The sequence below is a fragment of the Microbacterium sp. APC 3901 genome, assembly GCF_030407765.1.
Taxonomy (GTDB): domain Bacteria; phylum Actinomycetota; class Actinomycetes; order Actinomycetales; family Microbacteriaceae; genus Microbacterium.
The window spans coordinates 169719-194924 of sequence record NZ_JASDCU010000003.1 but is presented as its reverse complement, the minus strand read 5'-3'; the positions used below and the strand labels follow the sequence as shown (position 1 = coordinate 194924).

The window sequence follows — 25206 nt, the reverse complement described above, 5'->3', positions numbered from 1 at the left end:
TATCCACAGCATCGGATCGGACCTGGCGCTCCGCCACGGCAGGAGGAGAATGGGAGCATGCCTCATTCCTCTCAGCCCGCGCAAGGCTTCCTCGCTCCGGCGCAGGTGGCGGAGCTGCTGAGCATCGAGGTCGACGAGGTGGTCGAACTCGTGTACGAGGGGCGACTGCGCGGATGCAAGCTCGGGGCACCGGCCAGATGGCGCATCGAGGAATCGAGTCTGTCGGAGTATCTCGCCGAGCAGTCGGAAGAAGCCAGACGCATGGCGCTGTGGCGACAGGCGAACGAGGCGAGTTTCCCGGAGGTCTGGGGAACTTCCCGTCGTCACGGCATCTGATCTCCGGCGGTCTGGACAGAGGCCACGGCGGTGAACGGAATCATCTGAAAGCTGCGCACCGCCGAGGCGATCCGAGCCTCGCCCGGATCGTGCAGAGCGAGGTCCAGATGATCCGCTCCCGCCCTGTCGATCGTTCCGTGCACGTCTGAGCCGTCGATGCCGACGATCCTCACCGGAACGCGTCGGCGGGCGAGATCACGGAGAACGAACCCGAGCGACATGCGCTCGCGGAGCACGGACGCGGAGTCGTCTTCATCGTCCAGGCTCGACAGCAGCAGACCGTGATCGACGGTCAGTCCGCGCACCGCGTGCAACGGGACGATCAACGTCGATCGCTTCGTCGTCGATTCCTCGGACTGTGTGATCGTGGCGGCGAGCCAGTCGGAGCCGAGCGCGTTCAACCGGGCACGGACACGTCTTCCGCTCGGCAGATCGAGGGTCGCCGGTGCATCTGAGGCGCAGAGCACCCTGAGGCGGCTGCGAAGTTCGAGCCGCGAGATGCGCAATCGCTCGGATTCGGCGTCCAGCGCCGCTCGCTCGCTCTCCCACTCTGAAGCGAGCTGGCCTTCGAGGTCTTCGAACAGTCGATCCCAGTGCACGCGCCCCACCGTAAATGATGTCCAGACAGGCATGTACGAGTTATCCACATACATCACGGGCGCGGCCCGAACGGCGTCCGTGCGCATGCTCTACTTGGCGCAGTCTTCCCGATGGAGAGTGCCTCAGATGATGCTTCACGAGTACTTCGCCCCGCAGCCGACGCCTCGCGCCGAGCTTCCGGATCCACACCCGCTGCTGCGGAGCCTGACGCAGGGCGTGCTCGAGGTGCTCGCGGGAGTCAGAGAAGTCGATCAGCTCGCCCGCTGGTTCAATGAAGACGCGTACCGGAGCCTGGTGACGCGCGCGAACCTCTCGGCGAGGGCGCGCAGTGCGAGGGGGGTCTCGCCGGCGCGCCCGACTTTCGAGATTCTCTCGATCCGGGTGACAGAGCCCGTCGACGGCAAGGTCGAAGCAGTGGTGGTCGTCGCCGGTCCTGGCCGCACCCGTGCAGTGGCGATCCGTCTCGAAGGGCTCGACCGTCGCTGGCGCGCGACGTCGCTGGCCGTTCTCTGAGCCGGCGCGCTCTAGGCTGGTGGGGTGTCAACGCTCAGCGACCTCGCCAATGCCCAGGGCCGTCTTGCCGACAACGATGTCGAGTGGCTGCACCGACTCGCCGGTGACGGTCAGCTTCTCGCGGATCTCGCGTCGGCGGACATCGTGGTCTGGATCGAGACCGACGACGGGTCATTCGTCGCCGTCGCGCACGCCCGCCCCAGCGGCGCAGCCACCCTGTTCTACCGGGACATCGTCGGCGAGCGGGTACGCCCGCAGTGGCGCACCCAGGTGCAGGGGGCGTTCGATTCGGCGCAGATCGTGGACTCTTCCTCGCCGGACTGGTTCGAAGAGACCCCGACTCGTGTCAGAGCCGTGCCGATCGTCAACGAACGCCGCGGTGGCGAGCACCAGGCCGGTGTCATCGGCGTCGTCACCCGGCACACGAACCTCGGCGAGGCTCGGACGCCGTCTCGGCAGCAGATCACGTTCGACGAGTGCGCCAACGACATCTTCCGCATGATCGCCGATGGCAGCTTCCCGGATCCTGCGGCTCCGACGTCGCCTCGGCGCGGCGCGCCGCGCGCGTCGGACGGCCTGATCCGCATCGATGTGGACGGGATCACGACGTTCGCCAGCCCGAACGCGCTCTCGGCATTCAATCGCATGGGGTTCGACGACGAGCTCGAGGGCGAATCGCTCGCGGAGGTCACCACCAGGCTCGTGCCGCCCTCTCGACAGGTCGACGAGTCTCTGCCCGTCGTCGTGACCGGTCGCGCACCGTGGCGGACCGACATCGAAGCACGCGGCGTCACGGTCTCGCTGCGGGCGATCCCGCTGAAGGATCACGGAACCCGCATCGGCGCGATCCTCCTGTGCCGCGATGTGTCGGAGCTGCGCCATCAGGAGCAGGAGCTCATCACCAAGGACGCGACGATTCGCGAGATCCACCACCGCGTCAAGAACAATCTGCAGACTGTCGCGTCGCTGCTTCGCATCCAGGCGCGACGCACGCACTCCGATGAGGCGCGCGACGCACTGACGCAGGCGATGAGACGTGTCGATTCGATCGCCGTCGTTCACGACACGCTCGCCCAGGGGCTGACGCAGAAGGTCGACTTCGACGAGGTCTTCCATCGCGTCCTCAAGCTCGTGGCCGAGGTCGCATCGGCTCCGAACACGCGTGCCCGCACGCGGTCGACCGGCCGCTTCGGCGTCCTGCCGAGTGAGTATGCGACACCGCTGGCGCTCGCCCTCACCGAGGTCGTCACGAATGCCGTCGAGCATGGCCTCGCGGGGCAGGAGGGCATGGTCACGATCGACGCGGCGCGTACGGAGGAGAACCTGCGCGTCACAGTGCACGACACCGGAAAAGGCCTGCCGGAGGGGCGGATCGGTCAGGGGCTGGGAACCCAGATCATCCGCACCCTGATCCAGGGCGAGCTCAGCGGATCGATCGAATGGCGGGGGAGCGAAGGCGAAGGTACCGAGGTCGTCATCGACATTCCGCTCCGCTGGCTGACCAAGTAGGCAGAGGATTCCCTGCAGCACCCAGCGGGGACGGAGAAGCGGCCCGAGACATCGTCTCGGGCCGCTTCTCGATGTTCAGGAGGCGCGGCGGGCGCGAGCGGCGCGGCGCTTGAGGGCGCGGCGCTCGTCTTCGGAGAGGCCGCCCCACACGCCGGAGTCCTGGCTGGACTCGAGGGCGTACTGCAAGCAGATCTCTGTCACCGTGCAGGTGGCGCAGACGGTCTTCGCCTTCTCGATCTGGTCGACGGCCGGACCGGTGTTCCCGACGGGGAAGAACAGCTCGGGGTCGACAGTCAGGCAAGCGGCCTTATCGCGCCAGTCCATGGGGGCTCCTCGGTGTGGATTTCAGAAATCATCGCATTGCGACGACTCGGATTTCGGGTGCAGATCGGGTTCAGCTACCCTGTATGAGATACGGACGGATGCCCGCTTTCTGTGATGCGAGCGCGAAGCCCGCCCCACGCCGCTGTGGGAGCACATGACGCTGTCTATTCTGTTACATGAAACCGGCGAAATCAAGGGTTTCCGCCGTTCTCATTCGATTCTCAGGAGATGACAGTGCGCTCACCCGGCCTCGCTCTGGCGGCCTCCGCGGTTCTCGCGGCAGAGGGTGCCGCCCTGACCGTCTTCGCCCTGATCGAGCTCGTCGGTCTCGGCGCCGGTGATGCCACGTCGCTGCCGACGGCGCTCGCCCTCATAGTGCTGACGGTCATCGGCGCTGTCGCGCTCTTCGCCTTCGCCGTCGGAACCAAGAGGGGCCATTCATGGGCGCGCTCGGGCGGTGTCGTGCTCCAGGTGCTCGCCATCGCGATCGCGCTCGCGTCACTCACGCTGCAGCCGGTCGCCTGGGCGTTCACCGTCGGTGTCGGTCTGCCGGCGCTGCTGTGCTTCGCACTGCTGATCGCGAGCACGCGCGCCGAGAACGAGCGTCCGGCGGAGTGACTCTCAGCCGTCGATGCCGAGCAGCTTGCGCAGGCGGGCGACGTGCCCTGTGGCCTTGACGTTGTACTGAGCCAGAGTGATCGTGCCCTGCTCATCGAGCACGAAGGTCGAGCGGATGACTCCCTCTACGACCTTGCCGTAGTTCATCTTCTCGCCCCACGCCCCGTATTCGGTGTGCACCGCGTGGTCCGGGTCGCTGAGAAGGGTGAAGGACAGACCGTCGCGCTCGCGGAACTCGGCGAGCTTCGCGGGCTCATCGCGCGACACCCCGATCACGCGGTATCCGGCGCTCTCGAGCGAGGAGATGCTGTCGCGGAAGTCGCAGGCCTGCGTCGTGCAGCCGGGCGTCATTGCTGCCGGATAGAAGTAGAGCACAGTCTTCTGGCCGTGCAGATCGTCGAGTCGGACGGTCGCGCCGTCCTGGTCGAGGAGAGCGAAGTCGGGGGCAGAGGATCCGGAGTCGAGGCGCGCAGTCACCCCCTCAGCTTATCGGCCGGGCGTCTGCTCCGCCTTGTCGGCGAAGGTCTGCAGAAGCCTCTGCAGCGAGTCCAGGCGCGCTCGTCCGGTCTCGCTCAGCTCGCCGCGCTCGGCTGCTTCGATGAGCGCGCAATCCGGGGCATCCGCGAGGTGGGTGCATCCGCGTGGACACTTCTCGGCGATCTCCGCCAACTCTGTGAAAGCGGCGAGGATGTTCGCGGGATTCACGTGTCCCAGACCGAAGGATCGGACGCCGGGGGTGTCGATCACCCAGCCATTGCCGGCCGGGCTGACATACCGCAGCGAGACGGTCGATGACGAGGTGTGTCGGCCGCGGCCGGTGACCTGGTTGACGTGCCCTGTCGCGCGAAGGGCGCTGGGCACCAGGGCGTTCACGAGAGTCGATTTGCCCACCCCCGAGTGCCCGACGAAGACGGTGGAGTGTCCGACGAGAGCAGCGCCGATCTCGTCGACGGGCATCTCGTCCTGCGCACTGGTGAAGACGCGCAGATCGAGTCCGTCGAAATGCGACAGGAAGGCGCTGGGGTCGGACAGATCCGTCTTCGTGACGACGAGGAGCGGACGGACACCGGCATCCAGCGCGGCCACCAGATAGCGGTCGACCAGGCGGGCACGCGGCTCGGGGTCGGCGGCGGCGACGACGACGAGCATCTGATCGGCGTTCGCGACGATGACCCGCTCGACCTGATCGGTGTCATCGGCGCTGCGTCGCAGGAGGGATGTGCGGTCGACGATGCCGATGATCCGGCCCAGAGTGCCGTCTTCTCCCGAGACGTCGCCGACGACCTTCGCAAGATCACCGGTGACGATCGGGTTCCTGCGGAGCTCACGGGCCCGTGCAGCGGTGATCATGCGCTCATCAGACGTGTCCTCGTCGATCAGCACCGAGTACCGACCACGGTCCACCCCCAGGACACGACCGATCTGCGCGTCGTCATGGGCCGGTCGTCGCTTGGTACGGGGGCGGTTGGCCTTCGGGTTCGGGCGAGTGCGGATGCTGCTCTCGTCGTAATCCTCGAAGTCGTCCTCGAGATCGTCGGAGTCGTCGAGCCAGCTCACGTGGATGCGCCCCGCAGCATCCGCTCCCACAGGAGGGTGAACTCGGGGAGCGTCTTGGACGTGGTGCCGATGTCGTCGATCTCGACCCCGGGAACCCGCAGACCGATGAGAGCTCCCGTCGTCGCCATCCGATGATCGTGGTGCGCTGCCCAGCGGCCACCGTGCAGCTGTCGCGGAATGATGCGCAGGCCGTCGGAGAGCTCTTCCGCCTCGCCGCCGAGGGCGCGGATGTCTCCGATGAGAGCTGCGATGCGATCGGTCTCGTGGAGCCGGATGTGACCGATGCCGCGGATCGTGGTGGGGCCGGACGCGAACGCCGCGAGCCCGACGAGCGTCGGGGTCAGTTCACTCGCCGCCGACAGGTCCATGTCGAGCCCGCGGATCTCGGACCCTGCCCTGACCGTCAGCGTTCCGCTGTGACGACCGACGTGCGCGCCCATGGCCTGCAGGATCTCGGGAAGCAGGGCGCCTGGCTGAGTGGAGTGCACCGGCCAACCCGGCACCGACACCGCGCCCCCCGTCACCAGCGCAGCGGCGAGGAACGGGGCGGCGTTGGAGAGATCGGGCTCGATGGCGATCTCCTTGGCCCGTGGCACGCCCGCTTCCACGAGCCACTCACCCGTCGCGGGTCGCTCGATCCGGATGCCGCGGCGGCTCAGCGCTTCGATGGTCATGTCGATGTGAGGCAGGCTCGGCAGGTGTTCGCCGGTGTGCACGAGGTGCAGACCGACGTCGAAGCGCGGGGCGGCGAGCAGGAGTCCCGAGACGAACTGGCTGGATGCCGAGGCGTCGATCTCGACGCGTCCGCCACGGATGCGACCGTGGCCGCGGACGGTGAAGGGCAGTGCCCACGTTCCCTCATCGTCGATGTCGACTCCGAGGTCGCGCAGTGCGCTGATGAGGCCGCCCATCGGTCGGTGCAGAGCCGTCTCGTGCGCGGTGAGGTGCACATCGTGCTGGGCGAGCCCGGCCAACGGCGCGATGAAGCGCATCACGGTACCGGCCTGGCCGCAGTCGATCGTGGTGCCGCCGACGAGCTTGGCTGGAGTGATCGCGAGGTCGGGCCCGAACTCTCCGTGGCCGTCGATCTCTTCCACGCCGACGCCCAGGGCGCGGAGGGCATCGACCATGCGGCGGGAGTCGTCGGAGTGCAGAGGAGCGATGAGTCTGCCCGGTCCGTCAGCGATCGCCGCGATGATCAGCTCGCGGTTCGTGAGCGATTTCGAGCCGGGGATGGTCACGGTCGCATGAACGGCCGCAGTGCTCGTCGGCGCGACATAGACGCCCTGGACAGGGGAGGGGGAATACCTGTTGGCGCTCATCGGTTCCCACCTTAGTAAACGCGAGTGTCCGGATGATCGAATCCGGGCGCACGCCGACAAGGAGAGAGCATGCTCGCAACGCTGGAACGCGAGTCGGTCGACCTCACGCGCCTAGACTGGCCGGTGATGGATGACACGGCAACCGCAGAGACGGTCAGCGACCCTCGGCGCGAATTCGAGGAACAGGCGATCCCGTTCATGGATCAGCTCTATGCCGCGGCGATGCGCATGACGCGCAACCCGGCGGACGCTGCTGATCTCGTGCAGGAGACCTTCGTCAAGGCATATGGGTCCTGGGCGACGTTCTCGCAGGGTACGAACCTGAAGGCATGGCTGTATCGCATCCTCACCAACACCTACATCAACATCTACCGCAAGAAGCAGCGCGAGCCGTTCCAGGGCACCATCGACGAGCTCGAGGACTGGCAGATGGGCGGTGCGGAGTCGACCACCGCGTCGCACAGCCGTTCGGCCGAGGCGGAAGCCATCGACCACATGCCGGCATCGGTCGTCAAGGACGCCCTGCAGGCTGTTCCCGAGGACTTCAGATTGGCGGTGTACCTCGCTGATGTGGAGGGCTTCGCCTATCAGGAGATCGCGGACATCATGAAGACACCCATCGGCACCGTGATGAGCCGCCTGCATCGAGGCAGGCGGATGCTGCGGGAGCTGCTGGCTGATTACGCCGTGGAGCGGGGAATCTCCGCGGCCGACCCGAGGAGCAAGAAATGACCGACTGCGGCTGCGACAAGGCCCGCAAGGATCTCGAGGAGTACCTCCGCAACGAGGTGTGCAACACCGAGCACACCGAGATCCGTGAGCATCTCGAGAACTGCCCGTCCTGCCGGGACGAGGCGCTCGTCGCGACGACCCTCACCGAGGTCGTGGCACGCGCATGCAAGGAGACGGCACCCGAGGAACTGCGCGACCAGGTGTTCGCCCGGCTGCGTGAGGTGCAGGCCGCGCAGCACTGACGCGAGACGCCGCCCGTCGCGCCTGCCCATAGGGTGGAGGGATGACCGACGCGCTAACCGTCCCCGTTGATTCCGTGTCCGCTGAGCGCCTGGCTGCGAAGAACCTCGTCTACCGACTCGTCGACAACGGGTCGGATGCTGATACCGAGGCCTTCCTGAGGGCGGAAGCCCGAGGCTTCCTCGACGCCGACCCCACGCCGGAGCAGGTCGCCGCAGATCGGGCCCTGCTCGTGACGCGTCGCAACGTCGGTGTCTTCGAGGAGAACGCCCCTGCGGGCGCCTTCCCGGTCGCCACGGTCAACTCGTGGGTCACACCGCTGACCGTGCCCGGCGGCGAGATCCGTATGTGGGCGATCAGCGCTGTCACGGTATCTGGTACTCATCGTCGACGCGGCATCGCACGCAACCTGCTCGAAGGCGAGCTGCGTGCCGCTGCCGGAGCGGGTGTGGCACTCGCCGGCCTCACCGTATCGGAGGCGACGATCTACGAGCGATACGGGTTCGCCTCGGCGATCCCCGCGGCCAAGGTGTCGATCGATGCCCCGAGAGCAGGCTGGAACGGCTCGGCGACGGATGGCCGCATCGAGTACGTCGACCGTGAGACGCTCAAGAAGGACCTGTCTGCCCTGCATGAGGAGGCGCGAACACAGCGCTCCGGTCAGATCGCAGGGTGGGACGCGCGCTGGGAGCGGATCGCCGGGCTGTCTGTGGGGCACACCGCTCCGCGTGCCGTTCGCGGCGTGCGCCACGTCGACGCCGACGGAGCAGTGCGGGGCGCGATGGCCTACACGCTCAAGGAGGTCGCGGGGAGTTTCCGCGCCGACATGGAGATCCATCACCTGGCCTCGACCACGACGGATGCCCTGTCCGCGCTCTGGAGATTCGCTCTGCAGCACGACCTGGTGTCGAAGGTGAGCGTCGACCTACGTCCGGTCGACGATCCGATCACCTGGCTCGTCAACGACCAGCGAGGCGTGGAACTCACTCCGCATGACCACGGGTGGCTGCGCATCCTCGACGTGCCGGCTGCGCTCACCGCGCGTACGTACCGGGCACCCCTCGATGTGGTCTTCCGAGTCGACGACGCTCTCGGCTTCGCCGCAGGGTCGTGGCGACTGACCTCGGAAGCCGATGGGGCTGCTGATGTCACGCGCACCGACGATGACGTGGAGGCCGACGTCGTTCTCGGCGTCGGTGCGCTCTCGTCGATCTACGCGGGAGGGGTCAGCGCCGTGCGGCTGCGCGCGGCCGGTCGTCTGCGCGCATCGGCCGAGACGGCAGCAGCGCTGGACGATGCGTTCCGCACGGCGGATGCCCCGCTTCTGGGCATCTGGTACTGAGAGACATCCGCCGCGACGACGACAGGCTGAACAGCGAGAGGCTCACGGGATCCCCGTGAGCCTCTCGCTGTTTCTCGGACTGGTCGTCAGCCGATCGTCAATGCGTCTCGCAGAAGCTTCGCCTGTTCGGCCGCGTGCACCTTCGACGAGCCCGTCGCGGGCGATGCCGACGCGGGACGCGACACCGGACGGAAGCTGCGGTCACCGGGCACGTCGGCGAATGCGAGAGCCAGGAAGGGCCAGGCTCCCTGGTTCTCCGGCTCCTCCTGCACCCACACCAGCTCGGCGTTCGGGTAGGAGTCGGTGATGGCCTTCAGCCCGTCGATCGGCGTCGGGTACAGCTGCTCGAGCCGGACCAGCGCGACCTCGGGGTTCGGGTTCTTCTCGAGCTCGGCCTTGAGATCCCAGTGGACCTTGCCCGAGTGCACGAGCACGCGCTTCACGGCATTGCGGTCGAGACCGCGTCCGTCGTCGAGAACGGGCTCGAAACGTCCCTGAGTGAAGGCCTCGACCGGGCTCGTCGCACCGCGCAGGCGCAGCATGGCCTTCGGAGTGAAGACGATGAGCGGCTTGCGCGGACGGGCGTAGGCCTGACGACGCAGCAGATGGAAGTACGACGCAGGCGTCGACGGGCGCGCGACGATCATGTTGTCCTGCGCGCACATCTGCAGGAAACGCTCGATGCGCGAGGACGAGTGGTCCGGTCCCTGGCCCTCATAGCCGTGGGGGAGGAGCAGGGTGACGCTGGACTGCTGTCCCCACTTCTGCTCGGCCGCCGAGATGTACTCGTCGATGACCGACTGGGCGCCGTTCACGAAGTCGCCGAACTGGGCTTCCCACAGCACGAGGGCCTCCGGCGCCTCGACGGAGTAGCCGTATTCGAAGCCGAGGGCCGCGTACTCGCTCAGGAGCGAGTCGTAGACGAAGAAGCGACCCTGTGACTCCGACAGGTTCGACAGCGGCAGCCACTCCTGGCCGTTCGCCCGGTCGTGCAGAGTCGCGTGGCGCTGGACGAACGTGCCACGGCGCGAGTCCTGCCCCGCGAGCCGAACGGGCGTGCCCTCCACGAGCAGCGAGCCGAAGGCGAGCAGCTCACCGAAGCCCCAGTCGATGTTGCCGTTGCGGCTCATGTCGAGACGCTTCTCGAGCTGCTGCTGCAGCTTGGGGTGAACGGTGAAGCCCTCGGGCTTGTTCACGAACGCGTCGCCGATGAGCTGGATGACCTCGTTCGAGACCCCGGTGATCTCCGGGGCGCCGATCTGCTCGTCAGCGGGCGGAAGATCCTGGGGGATCTGGTTGGCGCCCGTCTCGGCGGCGTGCGTCTCTGCGAAAGCGATCTCCAGGCGGTTCTGGAAGTCGGCCTTGGCCTCGTCGTACTCCTCTTCGGTGATGTCACCACGACCGACGAGCGACTCGGTGTAGAGCTTGCGCACCGATCGCTTCGCCTGGATCAGATCGGTCATCAGCGGCTGCGTCATCGAGGGGTCGTCTCCCTCGTTGTGCCCGCGGCGGCGGTAGCACACGAGGTCGATGACGACGTCGCGGTGGAACCGCTCGCGGTACTCGAACGCGAGCTGTGCGACATGGATGACGGCTTCGGGGTCGTCGCCGTTCACATGGAACACCGGCGCCTGGATCGTCTTCGCGACGTCGGTCGCGTACACCGAGCTGCGTGAGTCGTTGGGCAGGGTCGTGAAGCCCACCTGGTTGTTGACGACGACGTGGATCGTGCCGCCGGTGCGGTAGCCGCGCAGCTGAGACATCTGCAGAGTCTCGACGACCACGCCCTGACCCGCGAACGCCGCGTCGCCGTGGACCAGGATCGGCAGCCAGGCGAACGTGCCGATCGGCTTGCGGTCCTGCTTGGCGCGGACGATGCCCTCGAGCACGCCGTCGACGGTCTCGAGGTGAGACGGGTTCGCGGCGAGGTAGACCGGGAGCTCGGACCCGTCGTCGGCGACGAAGGTGCCCTCGGTGCCGAGGTGGTACTTCACATCGCCGGAGCCGCGCTGGTTGCCGGGGGTCTGCGTTCCCTCGAACTCCTGGAACACGTGGCCGTAGGTCTTGCCGGCGATGTTCGTCAGGACGTTCAGACGCCCTCGGTGCGCCATGCCGATCGCAGCGCCCTCGAGGCCGGAGGTGGCTGCACCCTGGAGGATCTCGTCGAGCAGCGGGACGAGCGACTCGCCGCCCTCGAGCGAGAAACGCTTCTGACCGACGAACTTCGTCTGCAGGAAGGTCTCGAACGCCTCGGCCTCGTTGAGCTTGCGGAGGACTCGCAGCTGCTCGTCGTGGCCGGGCTTCTGGTACTTGACCTCGACCTTCTCCTGGAACCAGCGACGCTGCTCCGGGTCCTGGATGTGCATGTACTCGATGCCGAGCGTGCGGCAGTACGAGTCACGCAGGACGCCGAGGATGTCGCGGAGCTTGGCGACCCGACGGCCGCCGAACCCACCGGTGACGAACTCGCGGTCGAGGTCCCAGAAGGTGAGGCCGTGACTTTCGATCTCGAGATCGGGGTGCGATCGCTGGACGTACTCGAGCGGGTCGATGTCGGCCATCAGGTGTCCGCGCACGCGGAACGAGTTGATGAGCTCCTGCACGCGGGACTGCTTGTCGACGCGCTCAGCGAGGTCGACAGCGATGTCGGGGTTCCAGCGGATCGGCGAGTACGGGATGCGCAACGCGGCGAAGATGTCGTCGTAGAAGCCGCGCTGCCCGATCAGCAGCTCGTGCACCTTCTTGAGGAACTCTCCGGAACCGGCACCCTGGATGACGCGGTGGTCATAGGTGCTCGTCAGCGTGATCGTCTTGCCGATCGCCAGCTCGTTGAGGGTCTTCTCGCTCGCGCCCTGGAACTCAGCCGGGTACTCGAGCGCACCGGCGCCGATGATGCAGCCCTGCCCCTTCATGAGGCGGGGGACCGAATGCACGGTTCCGATGCCGCCGGGGTTGGTCAGCGACACCGTGGTGCCCTGGAAGTCGGCGGCCGTCAGCTTGTTGTTGCGGGCTCGCGTCACGAGGTCTTCGTAGGCGACGAGGTACTCGCTGAACGTCAGCGTGTCGGCGCGCTTGATGCTGGGGACCATCAGCGCGCGGGTGCCGTCGGGCTTCGGCAGGTCGATGGCGATGCCGAGGTTCACGTGCGCCGGTGCCACGACCGAGGGCTTGCCGTCGATCTCGGCGTAGAACACGTTCTGGCTGCGGAAATCGTCGAGCGTGCGGATCAGCGCCCAGCCGATGAGGTGGGTGAAGCTGATCTTGCCGCCGCGGGTGCGAGCCATGTGGTTGTTGATGACGATGCGGTTGTCGATCATCAGCTTCGCTGGCACCGTGCGGACGCTGGTCGCGGTCGGGACGGTCAGCGACTCGTCCATGTTCGCGGCGAGGGTCTTGGGCAGACCGCGGAGCGGTGTGACCTTGTCTTCTTCGACGGGCTCCGCCGACTCCGGGGCCTCCGCCTTCGCCGCGGGCTTGGGAGCCTGCGCGGGAATCGGGGCGGCAGCCGCGGGCTTGGTCGTGGTCCGTGCCACCGGCTGTGCGCCGATGACGGGGATGGGCGCGGTCACCGGATGCGCGGGCTGCTCGCCAGCGGGTGCCGGAGCTGCGGTGCCGGTCGCGGCATCCGACTGGTACTTCTCGAGGATGGGCCACCACTCCTTGTCGACGGAGTCGCGGTTCACCTTGTACTGCTCGTAGAGCTCTTCCACGAGCCAGGAATTGGCTCCGAACCCCCCGTCGCCCCCGACGCCGGTCACCTGGTTCGACACGCTCGATCGCCCTCTTTCATCGCTGAAGTCCATATGTGCACACCAGGTCGCAGGATGCGTCCGGGCCCGCACACTCTCGACTTCCCAGCCTAACGTGTTTCCTCGCCCGATCGTCGAAGGCAGGCGCCCTCGACGCCGCGATCTGAGTACCGTGGGGGTATGGAGTTCTCCGGTGAGTCACCCACAGTCGATCTGACCTATTCCGACGTGTTCCTCGTGCCGCGACGATCCGCCGTGACCAGTCGTCTTCAGGTCGATCTCGCCCCACAGGACGGCACCCCCGCCACCCTCCCGATCGTGGCCTCGAACATGAACTCCGTCACAGGGCCCCGGCTCGCAGCGGTGCTCGCGCGGCGCGGCGGACTCGGCGTCCTTCCGCAGGACATGCCACTGCAGGGTCTCGATGCCGCGATCCGCGACGTCAAGGCGCAGCCGGTGCTCTGGGATACGCCGATCGTGCTGCCTCCTGAGGCATCGGTGTCGGACGCACTCCGACTGATGCCCGCGACCGCAGGCCACGGCATCGTCGTGGCCGCCGGTGAGGCTCCGTACGATGCGGAGCGGATTCTCGGCGTCCTGGCGGCGACACGGCTGGCCACCGCACTGCCGGATGCGCAGCTGGGCGACCTCGTGCACGCCGGCACGCCTTCTCTCGATGCGGATGACATCGGGTCGGAGCGTCATGCGTTCGATGTGATCACCGATGCGGGGGTCGACATGGTGACGATCACTCATCACGGGCACCTCGTCGGAACGCTCGGCGCGCGCAGCGCCCTGCGATCGACGCTGTATCGGTCGGCGCTGGACAGCGACGGGCGCCTCGCCGTAGCGGCGGCGGTGGGCATCAACGGAGACGTCGCTGCCAAGGCGAAGGCCCTCGCGGACGCCGGTGTGGACGTGCTCGTGGTCGACACGGCGCACGGTCATCAGGAGGGGATGCTGCGAGCACTGAGCGCGGTCGCCGCCCTGAACCTCGGCATCCCGATCGTGGCGGGCAACATCGTCACCGCCGACGGCGTCAAGGACCTCGTCGAAGCGGGCGCCTCGATCCTCAAGGTCGGCGTCGGGCCCGGCGCCATGTGCACGACGCGCATGATGACCGCGGTCGGCCGCCCGCAGTTCTCGGCTGTGCTCGAGACCGCACAGGCCGCACAGGAGCTCGGCGCGCACGTCTGGGCGGACGGGGGAGTGCGCTACCCGCGCGATGTGGCGCTCGCGCTCGCCGCCGGCGCCGCATCTGTCATGGTCGGCTCCTGGTTCGCGGGCACGATCGAGGCACCCGGCGAGCTGCAGAGCGATGCCGAGGGTCGTATCTACAAGGAATCCTGGGGCATGGCCTCCACGAAGGCGGTACAGGCCCGGTTCGGGCGTCTCGACGCGTACGAGCGAGCCCGCAAGGAGCTGTTCGCGGAGGGGATCTCGTCGTCGAAGATCTACCTCGACCCGCTGCGCCCCGGCCTCGAGGATCTGCTCGACATGATCACATCGGGCGTGCGGTCGTCGTTCACGTACGCCGGTGCCTCGTCGGTGCCCGAGTTCCACGAACGGGCGGTCGTCGGGCTGCAGTCCGCCGCCGGGTACGAAGAGGGCAAGGCGCTCCCGGTCAGCTGGTAGCGATCCGTGCTCGAACCTGCTGCGATCCCGTAGAATCGTGGACACCATGGACGACCCTCCCAGTTGTAGTACATCGCCCCATTGCCTGCCTCCCCGCACCGGGAGGAACGACTGATGGACTACATCCTCTTGGGCGTGGGGCTTCTGCTCACCGTGGGCACCGGGCTGTTCGTCGCCAGCGAGTTCGCCCTGGTCAATCTCGACCGTGCCGACCTCGAGGCCCGTCAGGCCCGCGGGGAATCCCGCCTGTCGCTGACGATCAGCGCGCTGAAGCACACCTCGACCCATCTGTCGTCCGCTCAGCTCGGCATCACGCTGACGACGCTGCTGACCGGGTACACCATGGAGCCTGCGCTCTCCAACCTCCTCGGCCCCACTCTGGTGGCCTGGAGCATCCCTGAGGCGGCCGTCGGTCCGATCGCCACGATCGTCGCGATGCTGGTCGCCACGGTGCTGTCGATGATCCTCGGCGAGCTGGTGCCCAAGAACTTCGCCCTGGCTCTGCCGCTTGCGACTGCGAAGCTCGTCATGCCTTTCCAGGTCGCGTTCACGACCGTCTTCAAGCCCGCTGTCGTGGTGCTCAACGGCAGTGCGAACGGCGTCCTGCGCAGCATGGGGATCGAGCCGAAGGAGGAGCTGTCGGGAGCGCGCTCCGCTGAGGAGCTCTCCTCCCTCGTCCGCCGCTCGGCGAGCGCCGGGCTGCTCGAGGCCGATACCGCGAGCCTGCTCGACCGGACGCTGACCTTCTCCCGACTGACGGCGGCCGACGTGATGACGGCTCGTCCGAGCATGCACGCCCTCGCGGTCGGCGACTCGGCGGACGACGTCATCCAGCTCGCCCGCCGGACGGGACACAGCCGCTTCCCGGTCTACGACGACGACCTCGACGACATCACGGGGGTCGTGCACCTGAAGGCCGCGATCTCGGTTCCGCGTGATCGACGAGGCGAGGTGCCGGTGGGCGCGCTCTCGACCGATCCGCTTCGCGTCCCCGAGACCGTGCACGTCGACGCGCTCATCTCCGAACTCAGAGCCCGCGGATACCAGTTGGCCGTCGTGGTCGACGAGTACGGCGGCACCGCGGGCCTCGTCACCCTGGAGGATCTCGTGGAGGAGCTGGTGGGCGAGGTCTCGGACGAGCACGACCGTACGCGTGCCGGAGTCGTCCGGGGCCGGGACGGCATCACCTTCCCCGGAGAGCTGCGGCCGGATGAGCTTCGCCGCAGGGCCGGGGTGGAGGTTCCGGAGGGTGACGTGTACGACACCGTGGCCGGCTATGTCATGAGCATCCTCGAGCGCGTCCCGTCCGTGGGCGACGAGGTAGCCCTCGACACCGGCACGCTCCAGGTCGTCCGGATGGACGGTCGCCGCGTCGACCGCATCCGCTACGTCCCCAGTCAGGATCTTCCCGCAGAGGTGGTCGGACGATGAACGACTGGGGAGGACTGGCCTGGCTGGTCGTGCTGCTCGTGGCCAACGCGTTCTTCGTGGGCGCAGAGTTCGCGGTGATCTCCGCGCGCCGGTCGCAGATCGAGCCGAAGGCCGACCGGGGATCGCGGGCCGCCAAGACCGCGCTCTTCGCGATGGAGCATGCCACACTCATGCTCGCGACCTCTCAGCTGGGCATCACCATCTGCTCGCTGCTGATCCTGAACGTCTCCGAACCGGCGATCCATCACCTGCTCGCCGTGCCGCTGCACGCGCTCGGCTGGTCGGACGGCGTCGTCGATGCCGTGTCGTTCGCGATCGCTCTCCTGATCGTGTCGTTCCTGCACGTGGTGTTCGGCGAGATGGTGCCGAAGAACCTCGCGTTCTCGCTGCCCGAACGCGCGGTGCTCATCCTCGCGCCGCCACTCGTGTTCGTGTCGAAGATCTTCATGCCGGTGATCTGGGTGCTGAACGCGGCGGCCAACGGCGTGCTGCGGCTTTTCCGGGTCGAGCCGAAGAACGAGGCCGCATCGACGTTCACGCTCGACGAGGTCGCGACGATCGTCGACCAGTCCCGGCGCGAAGGTGTGCTCACCGATACGGCGGGAACTGTGGCGGCAGCGGTGGAGTTCACCGACAAGAAGGCTCGCGATGTGGCTGTGCCGCTCAGCGATCTCGTCACGCTTCCGCAGTCGGCGACTCCGGACGACGTCGAGAAGGCCGTCGCTCGCTACGGGTTCTCGCGCTATGTGATCGTCGACGACGAGGGAGCGCCTGTCGGATACGTCCACCTCAAGGACGTCCTGCGGGCATCGGACGGACCCGGTGCCGCTGAGAAGCTGGTCGAGCCGTTGCCCTCTAAGCGCATCAATCACATGGTTCCGGTGCAGGAGGACACCGATCTGGAAGACGCTCTCGCCGTGATGCGCCGGGCAGGGCGTCACCTGGCCAAGGTGCGGGACTCCCAGGGTCGCACGACCGCCGTGCTCTTCCTCGAGGACATCCTCGAAGAGCTCGTCGGCGAGGTGCAGGATGCGACCCGTCGCATCCGCGGTCACTGATCTGCATGCACGAAGAAGCCCCCGGGTCCCTGCGGACCCGGGGGCTTCTCTGCGGGGTGCGTGTCAGCGCCAGCGCGCCCGCTCGTACTGCGGTGGCCAGATGATCTCGGCGCCGAGCTCGTGCGCGGCCCGAAGCGCGAAGTGCGGATCGCGCAGCCACTCCCGGCCCGCGAAGATCGCATCCGCCGCACCGTCGGCGAGCACCTGCTCCGCCTGTTCGGCGGCGGTGATCAGCCCGACCGCCGTCACCGGGATGCGTCCACCCTGCCGCACGGTCTCGGCGAGCGGCACCTGGTATCCGGGGAAGACTCTGATCTGCTGATGGGCCACGAGTCCTCCGCTGGAGACATCGATGAGATCGGCTCCGTGCTCGGTCGCCCACGAGCTCACTGTCGCCGCCTCTTCGGGGGTGAAGCCGCCCTCGGCGTGGTCCGTCGCCGAGATGCGCACGAACACCGGTACACCGTCTCCGGCGACCTCGCGGATCACGTCGATCACCCGGAGGAGCAGCCGAGCCCGGTTCTCGAGCGACCCGCCGTACTCGTCGTCTCGCAGGTTCGAGAGCGGAGAGAGGAACTGGTGCAGCAGGTACCCGTGCGCACCGTGCACTTCGAGAACGTCGAAGCCTGCATCGAGGGCACGGCGGGTCGCCGCCGCGAACCCCTCGACGACGGCGTCGATGCCGTCCTGATCGAGAGCCGCAGGCGCGGCGAAGCCCTCGAACGGGACGGCGGAGGGTGCCGTGGTCGTCCATCCGCCCTGCGACTCGGGCACCGACCCTCGCTCGTCCGCCCAGGGCCACCACGTCGACGCCTTCCGGCCCGCGTGCGCGAGCTGGATGCCCGCAACGGCGCCGCGCGCATGGATCGCCTCGACGACCGGCACCCACGCGTCCCGTTGCTCGTCGTTCCAGAGCCCGGCATCCCGCGGCGAGATGCGGCCCTCCGGCACGACGGCTGTCGCCTCGGCCACGATCAGACCGGCGCCGCCCGAGGCGAACTGGGCGAGGTGGGTGCGGTGCCATTCCTGCACCACGCCGTCGACTGCGCTGTACATGCACATGGGAGACACCCAGAGCCTGTTGCGGAACGTGACGGAACGGATGCTCAGCGGGGAGAAGAGAGTGCTCACCCCTCGACGCTACCGGCCGGGTGGGGCGGTGCGGGCCGTCGCACTAACGTGGAGTCATGCCCGACGCACGCGACTGGTCCCGCGATGACACCGCACGCTTCCTGCACGTGCCCGGACGCGACGATGACAAGTACTCTCGCGGTGTCGTCGGCCTGCGCACCGGATCGTCCGCCTATCCGGGTGCCGCAGTGCTCGGCGTCGAGGCGGCGTGGCGCGCCGGCGCCGGGTTCGTGCACTACATCGGCGACGGCCGGGCCGCGGACGCCGTGATCGCACGGCGACCGGAGACCGTGGTCAGTCCTCGCGCGGCAGGCGCACGCGTCGGCGCCTGGGTCATCGGCTCGGGGACGGATGCGGCGAGCAGGAGCCCCGAAGCGGAGCGCGAGTTGCGAGACCTGCTGGACGGGGACGTGCCCGTGGTCGTCGACGCGGGAGCGCTCGACCTGGCGCGGGGAAGTCGAACCCCACGGGTGCTGACGCCACACGGCCGTGAGTTCGAGCGTCTGCAGGATCAGCTCGGACACGACGTCGCCGGTGACCGCATCAGCGCTGTCGCCCGGGTCGCGGATGCCCTCGGCGCCGTCGTGCTGCTCAAGGGCGCTCAGACACTGATCGCGGATCCGGATGGACTCGTCATCCGCGTGGAGGCGGGGACCGGCTGGCTCGCGACGGCGGGCACCGGCGATGTCCTCGGCGGGGTGCTCGGCGCGCTGATCGCCGCGAACACCGATGCGCCTCTGGCCGAGATCGCAGCGTCAGCCGCCTGGTTGCACGGCCGTGCCGGGGTCCTCGCCGCCGGCACCGGCGCAGACGGGGGCACGGCGGGGCATCCGATCGTGGCGCTCGATGTCGCAGAGGCCCTGCCTCGCGCATTCTCGGACGTCGTCGCGTGAGTCGCACCTTCTCGATGCGTCTTGTGGCGCTGTGGGGTGCGTTCGGACTCGTGCACCTCGTCACGTCGGTCGCAGGCTGGCTGTATCCGAGCCAGCCGATGGGCGACGTCGTGCTGGTGTATGAGCCCTGGTCGTCGGCGGCGCTGTCGGGCGGGGCGATCGTGGGAGTCACCGAGACATGGGTCTACCCGCAGCTGGCGCTCGTGCCCATGCTCGTCGCGAAGATCCTGTCGACACCGCTCATCGCGGCGATGGGGGCCTCCGAGGCCTATCTGATCGCGTGGGCGGTGCTCATCACGGCGCTCGATGCGATCGCCTTCGCCGTGCTCGTCGGACGTTCGCCGTCGCAGTCACGGAGGATGGCCGCATGGTTCTGGATCACCGCCCTGCTCCTGCTGGGACCGATAGCGATCTACCGCATCGACGCGATCACGGTGCCCCTCGCGGTGATCGGCGGCCTGTGGCTGGTGCGCCGTCCCGCTGCCGCCGCAGCGCTGCTGGCGGTCGGCGCCTGGATCAAGATCTGGCCGGGCGCGCTGCTGCTCGCTGCTGTGGTCGCTGCCCGGAGCCGGATGCGGATTCTGCTCACCGCCGTCGCCGTATCCGCTGCCGTCCTCATCGCAGTGGTCGCCGTCGGGGCCGATACCGAGATCTTCGGGTTCCTGACGGAGCAGACCGGACGCGGTCTGCAGATCGAGGCCGTCGCTGCGACCCCGTTCCTGTGGCTCGCGATCGCCGGGGCCGCCCGCATCGAGTACAGCTTCGACATCCTGACCTTCCAGATCAGTGCTCAGGGTGTGGATGCCGTCAGCGCGTCGCTCACACCGCTGATGGCGGTCGTCGTCGTCGTGATCACCGTGATCGGCGGGCTCAGAGCATCACGCGGCGCGTCCTTCGCCCGGCTGTTCCCTCCGCTCGCGCTGAGTCTCGTGACGACCCTGATCGTCATGAACAAGGTGGGCTCTCCGCAGTTCCAGACCTGGCTGATCGCTCCGGTCATCCTGTGGCTCGTCCTCGACCGAACACGGGCCGCAGCGGCTGCGCTGATCGTGCTCGCGCTGTGCGCTCTCACCTGCCTGGTCTATCCGCTGAGCTACGACGCGCTGCTGCGCGCAGAGCTGTTGCCGGTCGCCATCCTGACTCTGCGCAACGTCGGGCTCGTCGCGCTGCTCGCCGTCGGGATCCGCGCGCTCGTCCGTGTGCCCACTCATCGTCCGTCCACCACCAGGGAGTGAACCCATGCTGATCGCCTTCTCCGTCGCACCGAGCGGCGTCCCCTCCGACGGAGCCGAACGCTCCGATGCTTCGGTCCATGATGCGGTCGCCGCCGCAGTCCGCGTCGTACGAGAGTCGGGCCTGCCGCACCGCACGACCAGCATGTTCACCGAGATCGAGGGGCCGGACTGGGACTCGGTGATGGATGTCGTCAAACGCGCCACCGAAGCCGTGATGCCCTTCGGGTCGCGGGTCTCGCTCGTGCTCAAGGCCGACATCCGCCCCGGCTACACGGGTGAGCTCGACGCGAAGATCGAGCGGCTCGAGGCGGCGATCGACGACGTGGACACCCCGTAGAATCGATGGGTGAATCCCTCGACTGAATCGAGGGGTGCGGCGAAGTGGGCGCTCCTCTCCCTCGCCATCGGCAGTTTCGGCATCGGCATGACCGAGTTCGTCGTGATGGGCCTGCTGCCCAACATCGCCGACGAGCTGCTGCCCACGCTGTGGGCCAGCAGCCCTGAAGACGCGCTGAGCCAGGCTGGATGGCTGATCTCTCTCTACGCGCTCGGCGTGGTCGTCGGTGCTCCGACGATCGCCGGCTTCGTCGCCCGTTACCCTCGGCACCGGGTCATGATCGGACTGGCGCTGGCGTTGACCGTGTTCAATGCGCTCACGGTGTTCCTGCCGACGTTCGAACTCGTGGGGGCATCGAGGTTCCTCGCCGGTCTGCCGCACGGCGCCTACTTCGGCATCGGCGCTCTGGTCGCGGCGGAGGTCATGGGGCCCGGCAACCGAGCCAAAGGCGTCGCCTTCATCCTCACCGGGCTCACGGTGGCGAACGTGGTCGGGGTGCCGCTGGGCACCTTCCTCGGCCAGCTCTGGGGATGGCGGGCGGCCTTCGCGGTCGTGACTCTCGTCTTCGCCCTGGCGACCGTATGCATCGCGTTCTTCGTGCCGAAGCACCCCGGCTCGCCCGGGCGCACCATGCGCGAGGAGCTCGGTGTCTTCCGCATTCCCCAGGTCTGGTTCACCCTGGGCATCGGAGCGATCGGGTTCGGTGGCTTCTTCGCGGTCTACAGCTACATAGCGCCACTGGTCACCGAGGTGGCGGGCTCTCCCGAGTGGGCTGTGCCGATAGTGCTCGTGCTCATGGGGCTGGGGATGACAGCGGGCAACCTCGTCGGCGGACATCTCGCCGACATCGATCTGCGACGCACCCTGCTCTTCGGACTCGCGGCGATGGCCGTGGTGTTCGCCCTCCTCGCCGTGCTCGCATTCTGGATCGTCACGCTTGCGCTGCTCGTCTTCGTGGTCGGCTTCGTGTCTTCGGTGCTCAGCCCGACGATCCAGACCCGGCTGATGGATGTCGCCGGAGACAACCAGTCGATCGCCGCAGCGATGAACCACTCTGCGCTCAACATCGGAAACAGCCTCGGAGCATTCCTCGGCGGGGTGGTGATCGCCGCCGGATGGGGCTTCGTCGCGCCGTCATGGACAGGCGCGGCGCTCGCGGTCGCGGGCCTCGTGATCGCTCTGCTGTCCTATCGCTCGGAAGCGCGCAGACCGGTACTCGCTGCGGTGTGAGCGATGGTCCGCCTCCTAGAGTGGGGCTGTGACCGACATCGACGAGCTGGCCGTCGCCGGGACTGCCGTACTGCTGCGCCCCACGGCCGAGGGGTTCGCCGTGCTGCTGATGCGTCGACCGGATCGCGGCTCGTTCGCGGGGGCCTGGGTGTTCCCCGGGGGCAAGGTGGAGCCCTCCGACCGCCGGGAGGGGGCGGACGAGAGCGACGATGCGCGCCGCGCGGCGGTTCGCGAGACGGCGGAGGAGGTCGGTCTGATCATCAGTGATCCCGTGCTGCTGTCGCGCTGGCAGCCCCCGATCGAGGTGCCCGTCCGTATTCGAACCTGGTTCTTCCTCGCCTCAGCGCCCGAAGGCGAAGCCCGGTTCTCGGTCGACGAGGTCGTCGACGCGATGTGGCTGAGACCGGCAGAGGCCCTCGCGAGGCACGCTGCGGGCGAGTGGACGCTCTTCCCGCCGACCTGGGTCACACTGCACCAGCTGAGTCGCTTCGCCTCTGTCGATGCCGCTCTCGCCTCCGCCGGAGTGGCGCGGCACTTCTCCACCCGTGTGGTCGAATCGCCGCAGGGCAGGGACTTCGAATGGGATGGCGTACGGCTGCGCACGGGTGCGCTCCCCTGGACGATCGACGAGAGCTAGCTCGCGAGCAGCCGCCGGAGGTTGCGGCCGACCGCCTCTGTCTCGATGAGGAATCCATCGTGACCGAAGTCGCTGGTCAGCACGACCGCGTCAGTGCCGTCGAGGGTGTTCGGGATGCTCCGGGCGATGCGATGCTGGCCGTCGACCGGGAAGAGCCTGTCGCTGTCGATCCCCAGCACGAGCGTCGTGGCGGTCACGGCGCGCAGCGCCTCTTCGACGCCACCGCGGTCGCGGCCGACGTCATGGGAGTTCATGGCCTCGACGAGGGTGATGTAGCTGTTCGCGTCGAAACGGCGGGTGAACTTGTTGCCGTGGAAGTCGAGGTAGGACTCGACCGCGAAGCGTCCACCATGACCCAGAGGCGACACTCCGGACTGCCACGAACGTTGGAACCGCTGATTGAGCTCGATCGGGCTGCGGTAGTTCAGCAGCGCCATGCGTCGGGCGAGGGCGAGGCCGCGGTGCGGGCCGTCGCCGTCGGCCAGGTCGTAGTACCCGCCACCCTGGAACCGGGGGTCCATACGGATGGTCTCGATCTGCACGGTGTTCAGGGCGATCTGATCGGCCGTCGTGACCGGCGGCGAAGAGAGCACCGCGAGGCGGGCGACGCGCTCAGGGTGCGTGACGGCCCATTCGAGCGCGTGCATCCCGCCCATGGACCCGCCGATCACGGCTGCCCAGGTGTCGATCCCGAGGGAATCGGCGAGGCGGACCTGTGCCGCCACCTGGTCGCGGATGGTCAGGTAGGGGAAGCGAGATGCCCATTCGTATCCGGAGGGCGCGATGCTGGCAGGGCCTGTGGAGCCCTGGCACCCTCCGAGCATGTTCGGAGCGATCACGAACCAGCGGTCGGTGTCGAGCGGCGCTCCGGGCCCTGTGACGTCCTCCCACCAGCCCGCGGTCGGATGCCCCGCTCCGGCGTCACCCCGGACGTGGCTGTCGCCGGTGAGCGCGTGGAGCACGAGGATCGCATTGTCGCGGGCGTCGTTCAACTCGCCCCATGTCTCGAATGCGAGACGGATGCCGGGGAGCTCTGTGCCGCTCTCGGTGGGGAAGGAACCGAACGAGGCGAACCTGCGTCCGCCGGCCGGATCTCCGTCGCGCCAGGCGCCGGTCGCGGGCGGTCGTGCGCGGAGCAGACGCACGTCGGCCTCCGTCACGGGCGCCGAGGGCACCGTGTCTTCAGAGGTCGTCTGCCAGTCCATGCTCCCATTCTCGCCTGGCACGCGACCCGTCGGACGCACGTTACGGACCCGGTGCGGCGCAGGCGGATCAGCCGCCGAGCCGTCTGTGCACCGGTGGTACGCGCCCCGATACGAACAGGTGCCCCGAGCCGAAGCTCAAGGCACCTGTTCGTGTCCGATGGATCGCTCAGGCTCGGGCGGCCTCCGACACGCGGCGCGCTGCGGCGAGTGCCTCGTCGAGGTCGGCCTTGAGGTCGTCGATGTTCTCGATGCCGACCGACAGGCGCACGAGGCCGGGGGTGACGCCGGCAGTGAGCTGCTGCTCGGGCGTGAGCTGTGCGTGCGTGGTCGATGCCGGGTGGATCACGAGCGAGCGCACGTCGCCGATGTTCGCGAGGTGGCTGAAGAGCGACAGGCTGTTCACGAACTCGCGACCGGCCTCGACGCCGCCCTTGAGCTCGAACGACAGCACCGCGCCGACGCCCTTCGGGGCGTACTCGTTCGCCTTGGCGTACCAGGGGGAGGAGGGCAGGCCCGAGTAGTTGACCGACGCGACGTCGTCCCGGCCGTCCAGCCACTCGGCGATCTCCTGTGCATTCTGCACGTGACGCTCGATGCGCAGCGAGAGGGTCTCGATGCCCTGGATGAGGTTCCACGCGCTTTGCGGTGCGATGGCCGAGCCGAGGTCGCGGAGCAACTGCACGCGGGCCTTGATGATGTAGGCGAGCGGGTCGCCGACCGCCGCGGTGTAGCTGGCGCCGTGGTACGAGGGGTCGGGCTCGGTGAGTCCGGGGAACTTCTCCACGTTCTTCGACCACTCGAAGGTGCCGCCGTCGATGATCGCGCCGCCGATGGTGGTGCCGTGGCCGCCGAGGAACTTGGTGACGGAGTGCACGACGATGTCGGCGCCGTGCTCGAACGGGCGGATCAGATACGGGGTGGCGATCGTGTTGTCCACGATGAGCGGCACGCCGCCCTCGTGTGCCACGTCTGCGACGGTGCGGATGTCGAGGATGTTGATCTGCGGGTTGCCGATGGTCTCCGCGAAGAACAGCTTGGTGTTCGGGCGGATGGCGCGGCGCCATTCCTCGGGGTCGTCCTGGTTCTCGACGAAGGTGACCTCGATGCCGAGCTTCGCGAGCGTGTACTTGAACAGGTTGTAAGTGCCGCCGTAGATCGAGCTCGACGACACGATGTGGTCGCCGGCCTCGGCGATGTTGAGCACCGCGAACGTCGATGCGGCCTGACCGCTGGCGAGGACGAGGGCGCCGGTGCCCCCTTCGAGCGCCGCGAGGCGCTGCTCCAGGACGTCCTGGGTCGGGTTCTGGATGCGGGTGTAGATGTTGCCGAACTCGGCCAGGGCGAACAGGTTCGCCGCGTGGTCGGCGCTGTCGAACACGTAGGACGTGGTCTGGTAGATCGGCGTTGCGCGGGCCTTGGTCACCGGGTCGGGAGCAGCGCCGGAGTGGATCTGCTTGGTTTCGAAACGCCAGGTCTCGGGTGCGGACATGTGTTCCCCCTGGAACTGTTGGACGGTCGATTCGACTGATGTCGTTGAAGCGACAGTACGGAACATCTGCGGTTGTCAACAGC

24 protein-coding genes are annotated in these 25206 nt (G+C 67.9%); 15 read left to right on the top strand and 9 right to left on the bottom strand.

Translation table 11 applies throughout. From position 1 onward, the window contains the following. Window positions 1-57 precede the first annotated feature (57 nt). Entirely contained in the window at window positions 58-336 is a 279-nt protein-coding gene (locus tag QMA07_RS04065) for a helix-turn-helix domain-containing protein (protein ID WP_290160179.1), read from the top strand. On the opposite strand, the gene QMA07_RS04060 is transcribed toward QMA07_RS04065, so the two are convergent. Beyond that, window positions 324-935, bottom strand: coding sequence for a hypothetical protein (locus QMA07_RS04060; protein WP_290160178.1), 612 nt, complete (start codon window positions 933-935; stop codon window positions 324-326). The genes QMA07_RS04065 and QMA07_RS04060 overlap by 13 nt on opposite strands. A 127-nt stretch (window positions 936-1062) precedes the next feature. Between QMA07_RS04060 and QMA07_RS04055 the strand changes: the two genes are divergently transcribed. Together QMA07_RS04055 and QMA07_RS04050 are read left to right on the top strand one after the other, a co-directional pair. Continuing rightward, window positions 1063-1449, top strand: a complete 387-nt coding sequence (locus tag QMA07_RS04055; RefSeq protein WP_181164351.1) for an Rv3235 family protein — start codon at window positions 1063-1065, stop codon at window positions 1447-1449. A 24-nt stretch (window positions 1450-1473) separates the two neighbouring features. After that, window positions 1474-2958: a PAS domain-containing sensor histidine kinase gene (locus QMA07_RS04050; protein ID WP_290160177.1), complete on the top strand. Its 1485-nt coding sequence runs from the start codon at window positions 1474-1476 to the stop codon at window positions 2956-2958. A 75-nt stretch (window positions 2959-3033) separates the two neighbouring features. Here QMA07_RS04050 and QMA07_RS04045 read toward each other — a convergent pair whose 3' ends face one another. Beyond that, window positions 3034-3282, bottom strand: a complete 249-nt coding sequence (locus tag QMA07_RS04045) for a WhiB family transcriptional regulator (protein WP_028503730.1) — start codon at window positions 3280-3282, stop codon at window positions 3034-3036. 228 nt (window positions 3283-3510) lie between these two features. Here QMA07_RS04045 and QMA07_RS04040 point away from each other — a divergent pair, with 228 nt between their 5' ends. After that, on the top strand, window positions 3511-3900 hold the full coding sequence (locus QMA07_RS04040; protein ID WP_290160176.1) for a hypothetical protein: 390 nt from the start codon (window positions 3511-3513) through the stop codon (window positions 3898-3900). Window positions 3901-3903: 3 nt separating this feature from the next. On the opposite strand, the gene bcp is transcribed toward QMA07_RS04040, so the two are convergent. From bcp to aroA, 3 genes are read right to left on the bottom strand one after another with little or no spacing between them, the layout of a single operon-like run. Further along, on the bottom strand, window positions 3904-4377 hold the full coding sequence (gene bcp / locus QMA07_RS04035) for a thioredoxin-dependent thiol peroxidase (protein ID WP_290160175.1): 474 nt from the start codon (window positions 4375-4377) through the stop codon (window positions 3904-3906). A 9-nt stretch (window positions 4378-4386) separates the two neighbouring features. Beyond that, on the bottom strand, window positions 4387-5457 hold the full coding sequence (gene rsgA, locus QMA07_RS04030) for a ribosome small subunit-dependent GTPase A (protein WP_290160174.1): 1071 nt from the start codon (window positions 5455-5457) through the stop codon (window positions 4387-4389). Next, a complete protein-coding gene (gene aroA / locus QMA07_RS04025; RefSeq protein WP_290160173.1) occupies window positions 5454-6779 on the bottom strand; it encodes a 3-phosphoshikimate 1-carboxyvinyltransferase in 1326 nt (441 codons plus the stop codon). Before aroA ends, rsgA begins: the two co-directional genes overlap by 4 nt. Before the next feature lie 69 nt (window positions 6780-6848). Here aroA and QMA07_RS04020 point away from each other — a divergent pair, with 69 nt between their 5' ends. Genes QMA07_RS04020 through QMA07_RS04010 form a run of 3 tightly spaced genes read left to right on the top strand, consistent with a single transcriptional unit; the run spans window position 6849 to window position 9093 of the window. Continuing rightward, window positions 6849-7511, top strand: coding sequence for a sigma-70 family RNA polymerase sigma factor (locus QMA07_RS04020; protein WP_290160172.1), 663 nt, complete (start codon window positions 6849-6851; stop codon window positions 7509-7511). Continuing rightward, a complete protein-coding gene (locus QMA07_RS04015) occupies window positions 7508-7753 on the top strand; it encodes a zf-HC2 domain-containing protein (protein ID WP_042541911.1) in 246 nt (81 codons plus the stop codon). The genes QMA07_RS04020 and QMA07_RS04015 overlap by 4 nt, the downstream gene beginning before the upstream one ends. Before the next feature lie 41 nt (window positions 7754-7794). After that, the gene (locus tag QMA07_RS04010) at window positions 7795-9093 is read left to right on the top strand and encodes a GNAT family N-acetyltransferase (RefSeq protein WP_290160171.1); all 1299 of its coding nucleotides are present in this window, start codon (window positions 7795-7797) and stop codon (window positions 9091-9093) included. A gap of 86 nt (window positions 9094-9179) precedes the next feature. Here the strand turns inward: QMA07_RS04010 and QMA07_RS04005 are convergent, their stop codons facing one another. Next, complete coding sequence (locus QMA07_RS04005) at window positions 9180-12863, bottom strand: multifunctional oxoglutarate decarboxylase/oxoglutarate dehydrogenase thiamine pyrophosphate-binding subunit/dihydrolipoyllysine-residue succinyltransferase subunit (protein WP_290160170.1); 3684 nt, start codon at window positions 12861-12863, stop codon at window positions 9180-9182. 159 nt (window positions 12864-13022) lie between these two features. On the opposite strand from QMA07_RS04005, the gene QMA07_RS04000 reads away from it, so the two are divergent. From QMA07_RS04000 to QMA07_RS03990, 3 genes are all read left to right on the top strand, one after another. Next, entirely contained in the window at window positions 13023-14477 is a 1455-nt protein-coding gene (locus tag QMA07_RS04000; protein ID WP_290160169.1) for a GuaB1 family IMP dehydrogenase-related protein, read from the top strand. Between the two features lie 114 nt (window positions 14478-14591). Continuing rightward, on the top strand, window positions 14592-15908 hold the full coding sequence (locus QMA07_RS03995) for a hemolysin family protein (protein ID WP_290160168.1): 1317 nt from the start codon (window positions 14592-14594) through the stop codon (window positions 15906-15908). Further along, window positions 15905-16966 carry a hemolysin family protein gene (locus tag QMA07_RS03990; RefSeq protein ID WP_290160167.1) on the top strand — a complete coding sequence of 354 codons (1062 nt, stop codon included), beginning with the start codon at window positions 15905-15907 and terminating at the stop codon, window positions 16964-16966. Before QMA07_RS03995 ends, QMA07_RS03990 begins: the two co-directional genes overlap by 4 nt. 63 nt (window positions 16967-17029) lie before the next feature. Here QMA07_RS03990 and QMA07_RS03985 read toward each other — a convergent pair whose 3' ends face one another. Further along, window positions 17030-18097, bottom strand: coding sequence for an NADH:flavin oxidoreductase/NADH oxidase (locus QMA07_RS03985; RefSeq protein WP_290160166.1), 1068 nt, complete (start codon window positions 18095-18097; stop codon window positions 17030-17032). Between the two features lie 56 nt (window positions 18098-18153). Here QMA07_RS03985 and QMA07_RS03980 point away from each other — a divergent pair, with 56 nt between their 5' ends. The 5 genes from QMA07_RS03980 to QMA07_RS03960 are packed head-to-tail and all read left to right on the top strand — an operon-like array spanning window position 18154 to window position 22429. Next, window positions 18154-18990, top strand: coding sequence for an NAD(P)H-hydrate dehydratase (locus tag QMA07_RS03980; RefSeq protein WP_290160165.1), 837 nt, complete (start codon window positions 18154-18156; stop codon window positions 18988-18990). Further along, complete coding sequence (locus QMA07_RS03975) at window positions 18987-20225, top strand: hypothetical protein (protein WP_290160164.1); 1239 nt, start codon at window positions 18987-18989, stop codon at window positions 20223-20225. Before QMA07_RS03980 ends, QMA07_RS03975 begins: the two co-directional genes overlap by 4 nt. Window positions 20226-20229: 4 nt before the next feature. Next, window positions 20230-20562 (top strand): thiamine-binding protein, encoded by a 333-nt coding sequence (locus tag QMA07_RS03970; RefSeq protein WP_290160163.1) that lies wholly within the window; start codon window positions 20230-20232, stop codon window positions 20560-20562. 9 nt (window positions 20563-20571) lie between these two features. Continuing rightward, a complete protein-coding gene (locus tag QMA07_RS03965; RefSeq protein WP_290160162.1) occupies window positions 20572-21792 on the top strand; it encodes an MFS transporter in 1221 nt (406 codons plus the stop codon). Window positions 21793-21820: 28 nt separating this feature from the next. After that, entirely contained in the window at window positions 21821-22429 is a 609-nt protein-coding gene (locus QMA07_RS03960; RefSeq protein ID WP_290160161.1) for an NUDIX domain-containing protein, read from the top strand. Here QMA07_RS03960 and QMA07_RS03955 read toward each other — a convergent pair. Continuing rightward, window positions 22426-23634 carry a homoserine O-acetyltransferase gene (locus QMA07_RS03955; protein ID WP_290160160.1) on the bottom strand — a complete coding sequence of 403 codons (1209 nt, stop codon included), beginning with the start codon at window positions 23632-23634 and terminating at the stop codon, window positions 22426-22428. The two genes, QMA07_RS03960 and QMA07_RS03955, sit on opposite strands and share 4 nt — an antisense overlap. 166 nt (window positions 23635-23800) lie before the next feature. Then, on the bottom strand, window positions 23801-25123 hold the full coding sequence (locus tag QMA07_RS03950; protein ID WP_290160159.1) for a bifunctional o-acetylhomoserine/o-acetylserine sulfhydrylase: 1323 nt from the start codon (window positions 25121-25123) through the stop codon (window positions 23801-23803). Between the last annotated feature and the right edge of the window lie 83 nt (window positions 25124-25206).

Excerpts from the sequence above, each read along its gene's own strand:
- QMA07_RS04065 (WP_290160179.1), top strand. The coding sequence starts at position 58 with ATGCCTCATTCCTCTCAGCCCGCGCAAGGCTTCCTCGCTCCGGCGCAG.
- QMA07_RS04055 (WP_181164351.1), top strand. The coding sequence starts at position 1,063 with ATGATGCTTCACGAGTACTTCGCCCCGCAGCCGACGCCTCGCGCCGAG.
- QMA07_RS04045 (WP_028503730.1), bottom strand. The coding sequence starts at position 3,282 with ATGGACTGGCGCGATAAGGCCGCTTGCCTGACTGTCGACCCCGAGCTG.
- QMA07_RS04040 (WP_290160176.1), top strand. The coding sequence starts at position 3,511 with ATGACAGTGCGCTCACCCGGCCTCGCTCTGGCGGCCTCCGCGGTTCTC.
- aroA (WP_290160173.1), bottom strand. The coding sequence starts at position 6,779 with ATGAGCGCCAACAGGTATTCCCCCTCCCCTGTCCAGGGCGTCTATGTC.
- QMA07_RS04020 (WP_290160172.1), top strand. The coding sequence starts at position 6,849 with ATGCTCGCAACGCTGGAACGCGAGTCGGTCGACCTCACGCGCCTAGAC.
- QMA07_RS04015 (WP_042541911.1), top strand. The coding sequence starts at position 7,508 with ATGACCGACTGCGGCTGCGACAAGGCCCGCAAGGATCTCGAGGAGTAC.
- QMA07_RS04010 (WP_290160171.1), top strand. The coding sequence starts at position 7,795 with ATGACCGACGCGCTAACCGTCCCCGTTGATTCCGTGTCCGCTGAGCGC.
- QMA07_RS04000 (WP_290160169.1), top strand. The coding sequence starts at position 13,023 with ATGGAGTTCTCCGGTGAGTCACCCACAGTCGATCTGACCTATTCCGAC.
- QMA07_RS03995 (WP_290160168.1), top strand. The coding sequence starts at position 14,592 with ATGGACTACATCCTCTTGGGCGTGGGGCTTCTGCTCACCGTGGGCACC.
- QMA07_RS03990 (WP_290160167.1), top strand. The coding sequence starts at position 15,905 with ATGAACGACTGGGGAGGACTGGCCTGGCTGGTCGTGCTGCTCGTGGCC.
- QMA07_RS03980 (WP_290160165.1), top strand. The coding sequence starts at position 18,154 with ATGCCCGACGCACGCGACTGGTCCCGCGATGACACCGCACGCTTCCTG.
- QMA07_RS03970 (WP_290160163.1), top strand. The coding sequence starts at position 20,230 with ATGCTGATCGCCTTCTCCGTCGCACCGAGCGGCGTCCCCTCCGACGGA.
- QMA07_RS03955 (WP_290160160.1), bottom strand. The coding sequence starts at position 23,634 with ATGGACTGGCAGACGACCTCTGAAGACACGGTGCCCTCGGCGCCCGTG.
- QMA07_RS03950 (WP_290160159.1), bottom strand. The coding sequence starts at position 25,123 with ATGTCCGCACCCGAGACCTGGCGTTTCGAAACCAAGCAGATCCACTCC.